Genomic DNA, 14622 nt, shown 5'->3' with positions numbered 1-14622 from the left:
TGGCCGGTAGAGCTCATATAGTGGAGACCATGTTGCGTGAATATACCGTCGAGATTCAACATCCGACGACCGATAAAGACACGATTTTCTCCCTGCTGGCCAACAGGACGGCCCGGGGTGCCGACGACCTTGTGGCGCAGTGGCAGGATCCGGTCACCAGGAATTGGCATGATGTGACGGCCGGTCAGATGATGTCGCGCGTGAGGGCCGTGGCCAAGGGGATGATGGCCCTTGGCGTGACGAAGGGGAGCACCGTGGTGATTTACGCGGCCACCAGCTATGACTGGGGGGTCACCGACTTCGCCTGCGCGGCCATCGGCGCCGTCTCGGTCCCCATCTACGAAACGGACTCCAGCCGGCAGGCGGAGAAGATCGTCAGGAACGTGGACTGCGTCCTGGCCTTCGCCGGTGACGAAGAGCATGCCCAGACCCTGGAGCAGCTGCGGGGATCATCCCCCAACCTCAGGTACGTGTTCAACTTTGAAGCCGAGGGTCTCAACGCGGTGAGCGACTTCGGCGAATCCATCGACGACAGTCAGTTGGACGAGGCCATAGCCCAGGTCAAGGCCGACGACCTGGCCACCATCGTCTACACGTCCGGATCGACCGGCGAGCCCAAGGGGGCCATGCTTTCCAGCAGGAACTTCGTCCACATCGTCTTCGTCGGCTGGGATGTCCTCTACCACATGCTGGCCGCCCCCTCCCGCCTCATGCTCTTCCTCCCACTGGCCCACTGCTTCGCCCGTTACATCCAGTACGTGGCCATCGGTGCACAGGGCGTGGTGGGCTACGTCTCCAATGCGAAACACCTGCTGAGCGACCTGCGCACCTTCCGGCCCACCTATCTTCTCGGAGTTCCCAGGGTCTTCGAAAAGGTGTATAACGCCGCCTCCCAGAAGGCCGGTGCGGGGTTCGCCGGCAGGGTCTTCGCCAACGCCACCAGGCACTTCATCCACTGGTCCAAGAGCGAGCAGGAGGGGAGGGGACACTCCCTGCCCATGAGGATCAAGCATTCCTTCTACATGAAGACCGTCGGCAACACCATCGAGAGCGCCCTGGGCTCCAATCTGAGCTACCTGGCCTGCGGCGGCGCCCCGATGAACGCAGACCTGGCGCACTTCTTCAACGGCATCGACGGAATCACCTTCATCCAGGGCTACGGGATGACCGAGACGGCCGCCCCCTGTTGCGTCAACTTCGAGGATGCCAACGAGGTGGGCTCTGTTGGGAGGCCCGGTTCCGGCATCACGGTGAGGCTGAGCGACGATGACGAGCTCCTGGTCAAGGGGCCGAGCGTCTTCATGGGGTACTACAAGAACCCGGAATTGGATTCCACGGTCCTTGACGCTGACGGCTGGCTTCACACGGGTGACCTGGCGGAAATCGACGACCAGGGCTTCGTGTTCATCACCGGCCGCAAGAAGGACGTCATCATCACCGCCGGGGGCAAGAACGTGAGCCCGGCACCCATGGAGGAAACGGTCGCCACCTGCCCCATCGTCTCCCATGCCGTGGTCGTCGGCGACGGCCGCCCCTTCATCGGGGCCTTGGTCACCCTGGACGAGGGGATGCTTTCCTCCTGGCTGCGGACCCAGAAGCTCGACCCGGACATGACCCCGGCGCAGGTGGCGCAGAACGACGCCGTCCGTGCCTTCGTGCAGCAGTACGTCGACGAGGCCAACAGCAATGTCTCCCGGGCGGAGTCCATCCGCAAGTTCATCATCCTGGACAAGGACTTCAGCGAGGAGGACCGCACCCTGACCCCCAGCCTCAAGGTGGTTCGGCCGGAAGTCCTCAAGCAGTACGCCGAGCTGATCGACAGGGTCCTTTATGCCCCCAAGGCGACCCCGAAGTCGGCCCCCGCCCAGATCAAGCGGGACAAGGTCAATGAATCCATGGCCCCGATCGTCAACCGGGCCAGGACCAGTGTGTCCGATTCCCTGGCCAGCGTCTCCGGTCTCCTTCGGGAGGGCCGCGAGGCCGGCCGTGAGGATCCGGCCGAAAGGACAGGTGAGGGGCAGGACCAGGGAGAGAAGGAGAACAAGCGGTGACGATCCGCCAGATACGTGTTGTGCCCGATCCTGTGCTCAGGACCGTCTGTGACCCCGTCACCGAGATGACCCCCGCCATCAGGAGCCTGGTCCGGGACCTCTTGGACACGGTGGACGACCCCGGGAGGGCGGGCCTGTCGGCCAACCAGATCGGCATCAACCTGAGGGTCTTCTCATACAACATTGGCGGCAAGGTGGGCTACATCATCAACCCCGTGATCGACAAGACGTCGGGGGAGCAGTATGGGGAGGAAGGCTGTCTTTCCCTTCCGGACCTCTGGTACCCCACCCGTCGCGCCGACTATGCCCGGGCCCATGGAATCGACCTGGAGGGGCGGCCGGTGACACTGGAGGGGCATGGGATCATGGCGAGGATGATCCAACACGAGTGCGACCATCTGGACGGTCATGTCTACATAGACCGGCTGGAGAAGGATGTCAGGAAGGCGGCAATGCGCAACCTCCGCCGGGTGCGCTGAGACTGTCTCCCTCCGGCTGCCACCGGGCCGGACGGCATGGGGTGGGGTCCTGCATGGAGGACCCCACCCCATGCTATTATTACTATTTGTATGCCCACATGGGAGAACCGCTGTCACGGGTGGTCCTCCCGCATGAACCGAACCAAGCCGGGCGTACGAGATCGCGCCATGTCCGCGACGCCCTGTGTCGGTCGGCTCCCCGGAGCTGCACGCAGGCGCACATGGCCAGGCAATAACCGACAATGAAAGGCAATGACATGGCACAGATCACCATGAGCGAAATGTTGAAGGCCGGAGTCCACTTCGGGCACCAGACCCGTCGTTGGAACCCCAAGATGAAGCAGTACATCCTGATGGAGCGCAACGGCATCCACATCATCAACCTCTTCAAGTCGCTCGACCTGATCGACAAGGCGTACGACTTCATCGAGCAGACCGTGGCCCACAACGGCACCATCCTCTTCGTGGGGACCAAGAAGCAGGCGCAGGAAGCCATCAAGAACCAGGCCACCCGCGTGAACATGCCCTACGTCTCCGAGCGTTGGCTGGGCGGCATGCTGACCAACTTCCAGACGGTCACCAAGCGGGTCTCCCGTCTCAAGGAACTCGAAGAGATGGACTTCACCGATGTGCACGGCTCCGGCCTGACCAAGAAGGAGCTTCTCCTCCTCAAGCGTGAGAAGGACAAGCTGGAGCGCCAGCTGGGCGGCATCCGCAACATGAGCCGCACACCCTCCGCCCTCTTCGTCGTGGACATCAACAAGGAGGCCCTGGCTGTCTCCGAGGCCCACAAGCTGGGCATCCCGGTCGTGGCCCTGGTGGACACCAACACCGACCCGGAGACCGTGGACTACCCGATTCCGGCCAATGACGACGCCATCCGTGGTGTGGAACTCCTGACCAACCTCATGGCCGACGCCGTGGCGGACGGTCTGATCGACCGTTCCGGCAAGGCCGCCCAGACCGAGGAGACGGCCGAGCAGCCCATGGCCGAGTGGGAGAAGGAGCTGCTGGAGAAGAAGGACGGCCAACCCCAGGACGGTGAAACCGCCCAGAGCGCCCCCGCCGCCCCTGCAGCGGCCGCCGAGCCTGCTGCGCCAGCCGAGCCCGCTGCGCCCGCCCAGGCTGAGTGAACATATCCTTCCAAGGTATCTGACCCCCTTCCGGCACGGCCGGAAGGGGCATAGACAGGAGAGTTACATATGGCAAAGATCACCGCTGCGCTGATCAAGGAGCTGCGTGACCAGACCGGCGCCGGAATGATGGATGTGAAGAAGGCCCTGACCGAGGCTGATGGAGACATCGCCCGGGCCAAGGAGATCATCCGCGCCACCGGCATCCAGGCTGCGGGAGCACGTGAGGGCCGCAAGGCCCAGGAAGGCCTCATTGCGTCCAAGGTCGTCGACGGGGGGGCCGGACAGATCGGCTACGCCGTCGAGCTGAACTCCGAGACCGATTTCGTGGCCAAGACCCCCCAGTTCGTCGAGTTCGGCGAGGAGGTCATCGAGGATGTGGCCAAGGCAGGCGCCTCGGACGCCGACGAGGCCGCCAAGGCCCCGTCCAAGTCCGGCACGGTCAACGAAACCGTGGAGGAGGCAGGAGCCCTCTTCCACGAGCATGTCAAGATCGGCCAGGTGGCCAGGATCGAAGGACCCAGGGTCGAGATCTACGCCCACCGCAAGTCCGCGGAGATGCCGCCCTCCATCGTGGCCATGATCGCCACCGACGAGCCGGGTGCCTCCGTGGCACACGAGGTGGCCCTGCAGATTTCCGCCATGAGCCCCCGTTGGCTCAGCCGTGAGGATGTGCCCGAAGAGGTCGTCGAATCCGAACGCCGTGTGGCCACCGAAAAGTCGCTGGCCGAGGGCAAGCCGGAGAAGATAGTCCCCAAGATCGTCGAGGGGAGGCTGAACGCCTTCTTCAAGGAGACCGTCCTTTTGGAGCAGCAGTATGTCAAGGACTCCTCCAAGACGATAGGCGACCTGTTCAAGCAGGCCGGCGGCAGGGCGCTTGCCTTCGCCCGGATCGAAGTCGGCAAGGGCGACGAGGAGCAGTGAGCCGGTCCGGGCGTGAGCCCGGGCGAATCGGTTTGAAGAGGTTGATGCCCTGTGGTTGTCTCGGCAGGGCAGGAGGGGCGGTCCCGACAGGGGCCGCCCCTTTGCCGTGCCCGCCGGACGGACCTGTCCTCCAGCGGTCGGCGGTCGGCGCTCGGCCATCAGGGGCGGAAGGGCACACAGGAGGCTTCCGCCCCGGGACCTGGACGGCACCTTGTCGTTGTTCATCGATAGGCTGGAATACGGCCATTATCGATATCGTCGCCATGATTAGGAAGGTTCACCATGACCTGTTCTCAGACGTCGGAGGGCGCATCGGCCCCGACTGGATCACCCGCCCCCAGCGATCGGAATCCGATATTGCCCGTAGGCGCGCAGTCTCCCCGCAGGGTCCTTCTCAAACTGTCAGGCGAGGCCTTCGGGGGCGGCGCCGTCGGCATCGACGTCAAAGTCGTCCAACGGATCGCCGGCGAGATCGTCCGGGCCGTCCGTTCCGGGGTCCAGGTGGCCATCGTCGTCGGCGGCGGCAACTTCTTCCGCGGGGCAGAACTCAGCCAGGCCGGGATTGAAAGGTCCCGTGGGGATTATATGGGCATGCTGGGCACGGTGATGAACTGTCTGGCCCTTCAGGACTTCCTGGAACAGGCGGGGCAGGCCACCAGGGTCCAGACGGCCATCACCATGGGCCAGGTGGCCGAGCCTTACATCCCCCTCAAGGCCATACGCCATTTGGAGAAGGGACGCGTGGTCATCTTCGGCGCGGGGGCCGGCCTGCCATACTTCTCCACTGATACGGTCTCCATCCAGCGGGCGCTTGAAATACACTGCGCGGAGGTGCTGATGGGCAAGAACGGGGTCGATGCCGTGTATACGGCAGACCCCCGCAAGGACCCCTCCGCCCGCAGGTTCACCAGCCTGAGCTACAACCGCGCCCTGGTTGACAACCTGGCGGTCATGGATGCCTCGGCCCTGTCGATGGCGCGCGACAATTCCATGCCCATCAGGGTGTTCGGCCTGGAAGGCCCTGGGAACGTGACGGCGGCCCTCCAAGGGACCACATTGGGAACCAGGGTCTGCGCCGAGGACGATATCCTGGAGTGAGTTGGTCCGCACAGGACAGACAGATTCGACCAAGAGCAACAAGGAGCACAATCATGGCAAGCGTCGTGGATCAGGCCAAGGCCCAGATGGACAAGACCATCGAGGCCACAAAAGAGAATTTCGCGGGCATCCGCACCGGAAGGGCCAACCCCGCCTTCCTCAATGACATCGTGGTGGACTATTACGGGTCTCCCACTCCCATCAAGAACCTGGCCTCCATCGGGGTTCCCGAGCCCCGGACCCTGGCGGTGACCCCCTTTGATCCCAGCCAGGCTTCGGCGGTGGAGAAGGCCATCCGCGATTCCGACCTGGGGGTCAACCCCAACAGGGACGGCAACGTGATCAGGGTGACCCTGCCAGAGCTGACCGAGGACCGCCGCCGCGACTATGTCAAGATAGCCAAGTCCAAGGCGGAGGAGGGCAAGGTCGCCATCCGCAACATCCGCCGCAAGGGCAAGGAGACGCTTGAGTCCGCCGTCAAGAACGGAGACCTGGGTGAGGATGAAGGCGCCCGCCTCCAGAAGGAGCTGGACAACATCACCAAGCAGCAGAGCGACCTGGTCGACAGCCTGCTGGACGTCAAGGAAAAGGAGATCCTCGAAGTCTGAGGAGTGGGGTTTTACCGCATCGTGAGTCATATGTCACAGGAAAAAAAGACGGCAGGTGAATCCGCCGCCTCGGTAAGTAAGAAAACAGGCCGCAACATGCCCCAGGCCGTGGCCACGGGGGCGGTCCTGGTCGTGATCATCCTGGCCTGCATCCTCATCAGGATCGATGCCTTCGCCTTCCTGATCGCCGTCTTCATGGTGCTGGGCTTGTGGGAGCTCAGGGTTGATTTCGCCACGGCCGACCTCCATATCCCGGTCGTGGAGCTCTGGATCTGCTCCTGCATCACCCTGATCGCCTCTTTCTATGCCAGCGATCATGTAGCCGTGATGTCCGCAGGCGTTCTGGCCACATCCCTGGTCGTGACGATCGCCTCCAGCTTCCCTCACAGGCTGGGTGGCCGTCTCTCCCGTGCGGTGACTGCCAAGCAGGTTGCCGCAGGTGGTCCGGTCCAAGGCATACAGACCCCGGAGGGGCTGCCGGGTGCCGGTGGGAGGGGGAACAGCTTCGCCAACGTCGGCGTATCCCTGCTCACAACCGTCTACATCGTCCTCCTGGCCTGCCTCATCGTCCTGCCGACCACATTCGGGGGGCATCCGGCGGCCCATGCCTTCATGGTGATCTTCCTGCCGGCCCTGGGCGACATCGGCGGTCTCTTCTTCGGCTCCTGGTTCGGCAGGCACAAGATCTCCCCGAAGATCTCCCCGGCCAAATCGCTGGAAGGTCTCTTCGGCTCCATGCTCTGCAGCCTGATCGGTTCCCTGGTGATCTTCGCCTGCACCTATCCCATGGCCTCCTGGGGGTCCATCTGGTGGGTCGCCGTCCTCATGGGGCTCATGGTCGGAATCACCGGCATCTTCGGTGACCTCTCGGCATCCATGATCAAGCGGGACCTGGGCATCAAAGACATGGGACACCTTCTCAAGGGCCACGGCGGGGTGCTGGACAGGGTGGATTCCATTCTCATGTCCGCACCATTTGTGACACTCTTGCTTCTGGCGACCGGTCTGTGAACAAGCGGACCCCTTCGGGTCAGCGGCACTGAAGACAATTGATTCATGGCGGGACCGGTCCGGCTGGGCCGGTCCCTTCTCGCGGCCCGGGAGGAAAGGCAGGATAAGCGGTGAAAGGGAGGTGCCGGGAATGACCGGAAGCATGGCAACCCTTGAGGAAAAAGAAGACAGCGGCATCACCCCGGGGGGAGACAGCGGGGCCTTCCGGGACGTCCTCTCGACCGAGCATGCACGAAGGGGCAAGCCCCCCGTCCACCTGGCCGATCTTGACGGGGAGGGGAGGAAGGAGGTCTGCTCCCGTCTGGGCGTGCCATCCTTCAGGGCCAAGCAACTGGCCAACCACTACTTCGCCCACCTGTCCACCGATCCGGCCGATTTCACCGACCTGCCGGCAGGTCAGAGGGAAACCTTGGCCCAGGCCTTCTTCCCGCCTCTGATCACTGAGGTCACCAGGCAGGAGGCCGACCGGGGGACCACCATCAAGACCCTCTGGGAACTGTTTGACGGTTCCCGCATAGAGTCGGTCCTCATGCGTTACCCCAACAGGGCCACCCTATGCATCTCCAGCCAGGTGGGCTGCGGGATGGGCTGCCCCTTTTGCGCTACCGGTCATCTGGGCCTGACCAGGAACATGTCGGCTGGCGAGATACTTGAACAGGTCCGTGTGGCGGCGGCCATGATGAGGGACGGTCAGGTGGCCGGCGGTCAGGGTCGGTTGAGCAACGTCGTCTTCATGGGAATGGGGGAGCCCATGGGCAACTACAGGGCGGTCATGTCAGCCGTCCGTCAGATCAGCGCCCTGCCGCCCCGGGGGTTCGGCATATCCGCCAGGAACATCACCGTCTCCACGGTGGGTGTGGTGCCCGGCATCCGCAAGCTGGCCAAGGAGGGCATCCCCGTCCGTCTGGCCGTCTCCCTCCACGCCCCCACCGATGGCCTGAGGGACGAACTCGTCCCCATGAACCGCCGTTTCAACACCACCCAGGTGCTGGACGCCGCCCACGACTACTACCTGGCCAGCGGCAGGCGTGTCAGCATCGAATACGCCCTGATGAGGGGGATCAACGACCAGGCCGAGCATGCCAGGACCCTGGCCAGGCGGCTCAACCACTATGGAGACGACTGGGTGCACGTCAACCCCATCCCCCTGAACCCGATAGAGGGGTCCCGGTGGACCGCCTCCAAGCCGGAGGACGAGGAGCGGTTCCTGCAGATACTCCATTCAAACGGCATCGCGGCGACCATGCGGGACACGCGCGGTTCCGATATCGACGGCGCCTGCGGACAGCTGGCAGCCAGGGTGGGGAACCGGTCCGGATCCCGGTAGGGACTTGCAGGTAGGATGAAGGCCTTATGGACCTTGCCTACATTCCCTCACCCGCCATATCGACCTTCACGCTCGGGCCGGTGACCATCCACATCTATGCCCTGACCATGCTGGCCGCCATCGTCATCGCCGCCTGGATCACGACGGTCCGCTGGAAGCGGCTGGGGGGCGATTTCGAGCAGATCCTGGACATAGCCATCTGTGCCGTGCCGGCAGGCATCATCGGGGCCCGCCTCTACCACGTGGTCACCACGCCGGAACGTTTCTTCGGCCCGACCGGCAATTTCGCCGACATCTTCCGCATCTGGAAGGGGGGGCTGGGCATCTGGGGGGCCGTACTGCTGGGTGGTCTGGCCGCCTGGGCCTGGTGCCGTCACCGCGGTTATCCGGCCGCCCTCCTGTGCGACGCGGTGGCGCCCGCCCTCCTGGTCGCACAGGCCGTCGGCAGGTTGGGCAACTGGTTCAACCAGGAGCTCTACGGGGCTCCCACCACCCTCCCCTGGGGGTTGAAGATCGATGCGACCGGTTCGGCCATCGGCAACGGCGAGGCCTGCTATGACGGTTCCACCTGTCCGACCGGGACCCTCTTCCATCCCACCTTCCTCTACGAGATGATCTGGAACCTGGTCGGGGCTGCCCTGCTTGTCTGGATAGGGAGAAAGACCGTGAGGACTTTGAAGGCCGGGGCCCTCTTCACCCTCTACGTCATGTGGTACACGGCCGGCCGCACCTGGATCGAGGCCCTCCGCATCGATTTCGCCCACGAATTCCTGGGAATCAGAGTCAATGTCTGGGTCTCCATGGTCGTCTTCATCCTCGGTGTCCTGGCTTTCGTCCTGGACATGCGGCTGGGCAAGTCCATCCAACTCCTGTCGGAGAAGCTGAGGACGGTCACGGAACTTGAAAAGCGCCAGGAGAAGGAGGCCGACCGGTCCGGCGGCCGGACCCCGGATCCACAGGCCGATCAGGTGGGGGCCGATCCGGGCCAGACCCAGGCCTCAGGCGAGGCGGAACAGGGTGGAAACCTCTGAAACCGGTCGTTCGTTGACCGTAGAATGACGGTTATGAGCATACAGATAGCACCGAGCATCCTGTCAGCAGACTTCGCCAACCTGGAGCGTGACCTCAAGGCCATAGCCAGCGCAGACATGGTTCATGTCGATGTGATGGACCACCACTTCGTACCCAACCTGACCCTGGGCGAGCCGGTGGTCGAACGAATCTGCCAGGTGACCGACCTTCCGGTCGATGTCCATCTTATGATCGAGGATCCCGACCGTTGGGCCCCTGAATTCGCCAAGCTCGGCGCGGCTTCCGTCACCTTCCACATGGGGGCCGCCCATGCCCCGGTCCGTCTGGCCAGGCAGCTGCACGACATGGGTGTCAAAGCCTGCTTTGCGGTCCGTCCCGCCGAGCCGGTCGAACCCATCTTCGACATATTGGACGAGTTCGACATGATACTGGTCATGACCGTGGAGCCCGGTTTCGGCGGGCAGAAGTTCCTGGCCAACCAGATGGCCAAGACCCGTCGCCTGCGTGATGAGATAAGCCGGAGGGGGCTGGACACCCACATACAGGTGGATGGTGGCGTCAGCCCGTCCACGGCGGCCACGGTAGCCCAGGCCGGGGCGGATGTGCTGGTGGCGGGTTCCGCGGTCTACGGGGCCGCTGACCGGGCCGCTGCCATCGAGGCCATCCGGGAGAAGGCCACAGCGGCCTACCGCCCCTGATTCCCTCCTCCCTCTAGGCCGCCCGTAGGGGTACGGTTGACACGGAGTCATTGCAGGGCGGCGAAGGAGAGCCGCAGGAAGCTGAAGGGGGAAGTGCCCATGAATGATGAGCAGGCACTGATTGAGGCCGTCTGCCGGCAGCCCTGGCAGACAGGTGTCCGGCCGTCCGCCCGGACGGTTCCGGTGTGGTCCCCTGCCTCCGGCATGCCAGGGCGGGTGGCTGGGGAGTGAAGTCTTTCATCGAGCGTCTCTCACGCAGCAAGTACAGCCCCGAGCCCCGAGACGTGGTCTTCACCCTGCCCAACGTGATCAGCTGCCTGCGCATCCTCTCGATCCCGGTCATCGCCTGGTTGGTCGCCGACCGCCATCTGATCATCGCCCTGGTGGTCCTGCTGATTTCCGCCCTCTCCGATGGCATAGACGGCATCATCGCCCGGCGGTTCAACCAGGTCAGCAAGCTGGGGCAGATACTCGATCCCGTGGCCGACCGCCTTCTCATACTGTGCAGCGTCCTCGCCCTCAGCATCGCCGGCATCCTGCCCTGGTGGGTCCTCGCCCTCGTGGGCTTGCGTGATGTGATCATGGGGGTTTTGGTCTTCCTCCTGGCCCAGCATGATTACGGACCCCTTCCCGTCCACTTCGTGGGCAAGACGGGTACGGCCATGCTGATGCTTGCCATTCCGGCGCTCATCTTCGGAGATGTGGGCACCTCGGCCTTCTTCAGGGTCTTCCACCTGATCGCCCTTTCCGCCGTGATATGGGGGGTGGCCCTCTACTGGCTGTCAGGCATCATCTACCTGCGGCAAGGGATACGGCTTCTCGCGGAGGACCGTCCGCATGAATGACAAGGTGCCCGGGCTCCCATCCTTCGCCGTCCCCCCAGACAGGACGCTTATACACCGGCGGGCTGTCTTCTCCGGCTCGGCGGCTGGTCTGAGCACCAGGTACGTCAACGGGGAAGGGTCCCAGCCCGGCGCTGAGGAGGCCAGACGCCGCAAGCTCGACGACGAGTCCCTCCGGCTCATCGACGACCTGACCAACCGTCCCATGGACCCCATGTTCGAGGATGCCCGCCTGCTGGCGGGCGAGCACCGTTCGCAGCTCAACATCTGGGCCACCAGGGTCATCGTGTTCATCATCTGCACGGTGGTGGGCCTGGCCGGAACCGGAATAGTCCAGGTCCTCAACAGGGACCCCAGGCAGAAGGTCAGGCAGAAGCTGATTGCCCAGGTCGAGGACGTCCGGGACCGGTCGGAGACCCTTTCGGGAGATATAACCTCCATGCGTTCGCAGATAGAGGCGCTCTCCTCACAGGCCGGTGCCAGCCATAGGGATCCGGTCCAGGAGGACGACGACATCACCAACGGGGCCTCCTCGGTGACCGGGGGCGGGGTCTCCGTCGTCCTGTCGAACCCCATTTCAAACACAGAGAACCAGGATCCCAACACCAAGGTCAAGCTGGTGCGCGACGACGACCTCCAATGGGTCGTCTCCCTCCTGTGGGGGGCCGGGGCCGAGGCCGTAGCCATCAACGGCAGCCGCATCGGGACCCAGACCTCAGTCAGGACGGCCGGTCAGACCATACTTGTAGGAACCTCCTCCGTCGAAAGCCCGTACACGGTCGAGGCCATAGGGGATCCGGGCGTGCTGGCCGCCGCCTTCGACAAGGCTGCTGCCCAGCCCAGGCTGGATTCCATGAGACAGGCGAACATCCGTGTCAGGATATCCAAGGAACGAAGCATTACACTGAAAGCGGTGGGGATGCCCAACCTGTCCTACGCGAGAAGGAGTCATTGAACATGGCGGCCATACTGGGATTGATCGTAGGGGTAGTCGCCGGCATCTTCCTCAAGCCGGATATCCCCATCGGTCTCCAGCCCTACCTGCCCATCATGGTCGTGGCGGCCCTGGATGCACTGGTGGGCGCTGCCAGGTCCTACTTCGAGCGCAGCTTCTCCGACAGGGTCTTCGTCGTCTCCTTCATTTCAAATGTGATAACGGCCACACTCCTCGTCTTCCTCGGAAACCAACTGGGGGTGGGCGCCCAGCTGTCGACTGCCGTCATCGTGGTGTTGGGCATCAGGATCTTCTCCAACGTATCTTCGATCCGTCGATTCATCTTCAGGGGATGAGCGCATGAAGTGGAAAAGAAACGCCCCCTCCGATGCCGAACCGGTGCGCATTCCCCCCAAGCCCAAGGGGAGGACCCACAGGTCCAGTGACGACACCCAGACCGGGTCCTTCCCGGTCATCAGAAGGAAGCCCCCGCGTTCTCTGAACTCGAATGCTTCACGGGCGAGGCTGGTTACCAGCGTCCTGGTCATCCTCATGTGCGCCCTCCTCGGCTTCGGATACGCCGTACAGGTCCGCAACAAGGAGTCGACCTACCAGAGTCTGAGCGAGGACGAACTGGTCCGGCTCCTGGACGAGACCAGCACCCAGGTGGACAAGCTGGAGGAGAGGAAGAGCGAGTTAAGCCAACAGCTGACCGCCATCAAATCAGCCGCCGACAAGCAGGAAGAGGCTGACAGGATAGCCAAACAGAACGAACAGAGCAGCGGGATACTCTCGGGCAGGCTGCCGGCCGTGGGGCGTGGCGTGGTGATCACCATAAGAGAGGGGCCCACAAAGCTGGATGCCTCCACCATGTTCACGGTCATCGAAGAGCTGCGCAACGCCGGGGCCGAGGTCATGTCCTTCAACGAGACCAGGGTGGTGACCAGCACCCACCTGACGGACACGAAGAAGGGACTGCGCTGCGATGGCACCGAGTATGCCAGCCCTTATGTCATAAAAGCGATCGGTGACCCCGATGCCCTTCAGAACGCCATCCAGATCGCCGGGGGAGTGGGTTCCCGGATCAAGGTTCAGTTCAATGCCACGGTCAGCGTCTCCCAGTCCGACGAGGTGAAGATAGACCAAGTTCGACGGCAGGGGTCCTATCAGTTCGCGAAGACTGTAGAATAGGCGATATGACAGAACCAATTCCCACAGCAGGCGAGACGACGGTCATCGGCATGCCCGCCATCAACATTCCCATAACGTCCACAGGTGAGAGGCCCCTGACGGCCGAGGACCTGGACACCATGGCCAGGCTGCCTGAGGGAAGCGCACTGCTCATCTCGACACGGGGGGCTTCCGGTTCCCGGTACCTTCTGGATGAGGACGAAGTGACGGTTGGCCGCGACCCCAAGGCGGACATCCTCCTGGACGACGCAACCGTCTCCAGGTCCCATGCGGTCTTCCGCCGCATCGACGGGGGCTTCAGGGTGGAGGACTCCGGAAGTCTGAACGGGACCTACGTCAACCGTCAGAGGGTGGATTCCGCGGACCTTCACAACGGCGACGAGCTGATGATCGGCAAGTTCCGCCTGGTCTACTTCACGAAGTCCGCCGTCATAACGCCGCCGGCCCGGTGAAGGCCGGTGGGCTGCCGGCTGAGAAGGGCAGGAAGGACCCGGAAGGTGGGGATATGGGCTCTGATACGGAAGCGGGCAGTGGGGGAGTGCCAGTCGGCACCGCCGGGATTCCGGGAACCGATCCGGTGGGCAGACCATCCGATTCCGCTGCATTGCCTGCTCCTCCCCGGGCAGGCAATGCACAGGGCCTGATACAGGGCGAGCTCTTCACCGCTGAGGATGCCGAGGGCGTCACACGCGGTTACAGGGGGACCGTGGCCGCCGACGTGGCCGGCATCACATACCGTCAATTGGACTATTGGGCCCGGAAGGGGATTCTCGAGCCCTCGATCAACCCCTCGCATGGTTCAGGATCACGCCGCTTGTACTCATTCAAGGATGTGGTCATTCTCTGCGTGCTCAAGCGCCTGCTGGATGCCGGTGTGAACCTGCAGAACGCCACCCGGGCCGTGCGGTACCTGGTCAGACAGACCAAGAGGCAGTTGGCCCGTGTCACCATCGTCTGTGATGGTGAACAGGTGGTCGAATGCTCTTCGGCAGATCAGGTGTTTTCCCTCATGAAAACCGGCCGGGCGGTTTTCGCCATTTCGGTCGGCGCCATCTACAAGCGCATGGATGACTCGCTGAGGACACAGGACCACGTGGACCTGGCCACCGGAGAAATGGAATCAGGACTGCCCAAGCGGCCCATAGATGAAATAACGGCCATGCGGATACGGCATCGGCTGGAAGAACAGCACGAGATGAGGGCCAGGGCAGGACGGTGACCCTGGGGGTGGAGTGGCATTTTGCCGCTACATCTAATCTGACATAACGTACATTATCGGCGTTTTCTGTATCTT

Annotated in this window: 16 protein-coding genes; all 16 read left to right on the top strand. The window is 63.3% G+C overall.

What is annotated here, in order from left to right:
* The first annotated feature begins 29 nt into the window (after positions 1 to 29).
* The 16 genes from V6584_RS04365 to V6584_RS04290 all read left to right on the top strand — a co-directional run bounded on the left by V6584_RS04365 (position 30) and on the right by V6584_RS04290 (position 14547).
* On the top strand, positions 30 to 2051 hold the full coding sequence (locus V6584_RS04365) for an AMP-dependent synthetase/ligase (protein WP_340469736.1): 2022 nt from the start codon (positions 30 to 32) through the stop codon (positions 2049 to 2051).
* Positions 2048 to 2530 (top strand): peptide deformylase, encoded by a 483-nt coding sequence (def, locus tag V6584_RS04360; RefSeq protein ID WP_340469238.1) that lies wholly within the window; start codon positions 2048 to 2050, stop codon positions 2528 to 2530. The genes V6584_RS04365 and def overlap by 4 nt, the downstream gene beginning before the upstream one ends.
* A 257-nt stretch (positions 2531 to 2787) precedes the next feature.
* Positions 2788 to 3663 (top strand): 30S ribosomal protein S2, encoded by an 876-nt coding sequence (gene rpsB, locus V6584_RS04355; RefSeq protein WP_340469237.1) that lies wholly within the window; start codon positions 2788 to 2790, stop codon positions 3661 to 3663.
* A 69-nt stretch (positions 3664 to 3732) separates the two neighbouring features.
* Positions 3733 to 4587 (top strand): translation elongation factor Ts, encoded by an 855-nt coding sequence (tsf, locus tag V6584_RS04350; RefSeq protein WP_340469235.1) that lies wholly within the window; start codon positions 3733 to 3735, stop codon positions 4585 to 4587.
* Between the two features lie 357 nt (positions 4588 to 4944).
* Complete coding sequence (gene pyrH, locus V6584_RS04345; protein ID WP_404802591.1) at positions 4945 to 5685, top strand: UMP kinase; 741 nt, start codon at positions 4945 to 4947, stop codon at positions 5683 to 5685.
* A 53-nt stretch (positions 5686 to 5738) separates the two neighbouring features.
* Positions 5739 to 6293: a ribosome recycling factor gene (frr, locus tag V6584_RS04340; RefSeq protein WP_340469233.1), complete on the top strand. Its 555-nt coding sequence runs from the start codon at positions 5739 to 5741 to the stop codon at positions 6291 to 6293.
* Between the two features lie 21 nt (positions 6294 to 6314).
* On the top strand, positions 6315 to 7304 hold the full coding sequence (locus V6584_RS04335) for a phosphatidate cytidylyltransferase (protein WP_404802590.1): 990 nt from the start codon (positions 6315 to 6317) through the stop codon (positions 7302 to 7304).
* Positions 7305 to 7446: 142 nt separating this feature from the next.
* A complete protein-coding gene (rlmN, locus tag V6584_RS04330) occupies positions 7447 to 8631 on the top strand; it encodes a dual-specificity RNA methyltransferase RlmN (RefSeq protein ID WP_340469231.1) in 1185 nt (394 codons plus the stop codon).
* Between the two features lie 26 nt (positions 8632 to 8657).
* Positions 8658 to 9662 carry a prolipoprotein diacylglyceryl transferase gene (gene lgt, locus V6584_RS04325; RefSeq protein ID WP_340469229.1) on the top strand — a complete coding sequence of 335 codons (1005 nt, stop codon included), beginning with the start codon at positions 8658 to 8660 and terminating at the stop codon, positions 9660 to 9662.
* 33 nt (positions 9663 to 9695) lie between these two features.
* Positions 9696 to 10361, top strand: a complete 666-nt coding sequence (gene rpe, locus V6584_RS04320; protein WP_340469228.1) for a ribulose-phosphate 3-epimerase — start codon at positions 9696 to 9698, stop codon at positions 10359 to 10361.
* A gap of 227 nt (positions 10362 to 10588) precedes the next feature.
* Positions 10589 to 11206 (top strand): CDP-alcohol phosphatidyltransferase family protein, encoded by a 618-nt coding sequence (locus V6584_RS04315; RefSeq protein WP_340469226.1) that lies wholly within the window; start codon positions 10589 to 10591, stop codon positions 11204 to 11206.
* Positions 11199 to 12158, top strand: coding sequence for a DUF881 domain-containing protein (locus V6584_RS04310; RefSeq protein ID WP_340469225.1), 960 nt, complete (start codon positions 11199 to 11201; stop codon positions 12156 to 12158). The genes V6584_RS04315 and V6584_RS04310 overlap by 8 nt, the downstream gene beginning before the upstream one ends.
* 2 nt (positions 12159 to 12160) lie before the next feature.
* The gene (locus tag V6584_RS04305) at positions 12161 to 12493 is read left to right on the top strand and encodes a small basic family protein (RefSeq protein WP_340469224.1); all 333 of its coding nucleotides are present in this window, start codon (positions 12161 to 12163) and stop codon (positions 12491 to 12493) included.
* A 4-nt stretch (positions 12494 to 12497) separates the two neighbouring features.
* Positions 12498 to 13328: a DUF881 domain-containing protein gene (locus V6584_RS04300; RefSeq protein WP_340469223.1), complete on the top strand. Its 831-nt coding sequence runs from the start codon at positions 12498 to 12500 to the stop codon at positions 13326 to 13328.
* Positions 13329 to 13333: 5 nt separating this feature from the next.
* Entirely contained in the window at positions 13334 to 13780 is a 447-nt protein-coding gene (locus V6584_RS04295; protein WP_340469222.1) for an FHA domain-containing protein, read from the top strand.
* A gap of 125 nt (positions 13781 to 13905) precedes the next feature.
* Positions 13906 to 14547, top strand: a complete 642-nt coding sequence (locus V6584_RS04290) for a MerR family transcriptional regulator (protein WP_404802630.1) — start codon at positions 13906 to 13908, stop codon at positions 14545 to 14547.
* The last annotated feature ends 75 nt before the right edge of the window (positions 14548 to 14622 follow it).

Origin of the sequence: Bifidobacterium favimelis (assembly GCF_037963085.1) — a bacterium.
GTDB lineage: Bacteria > Actinomycetota > Actinomycetes > Actinomycetales > Bifidobacteriaceae > Bombiscardovia > Bombiscardovia favimelis.
This window is presented reverse-complemented; position numbering and strand designations above follow the sequence as displayed.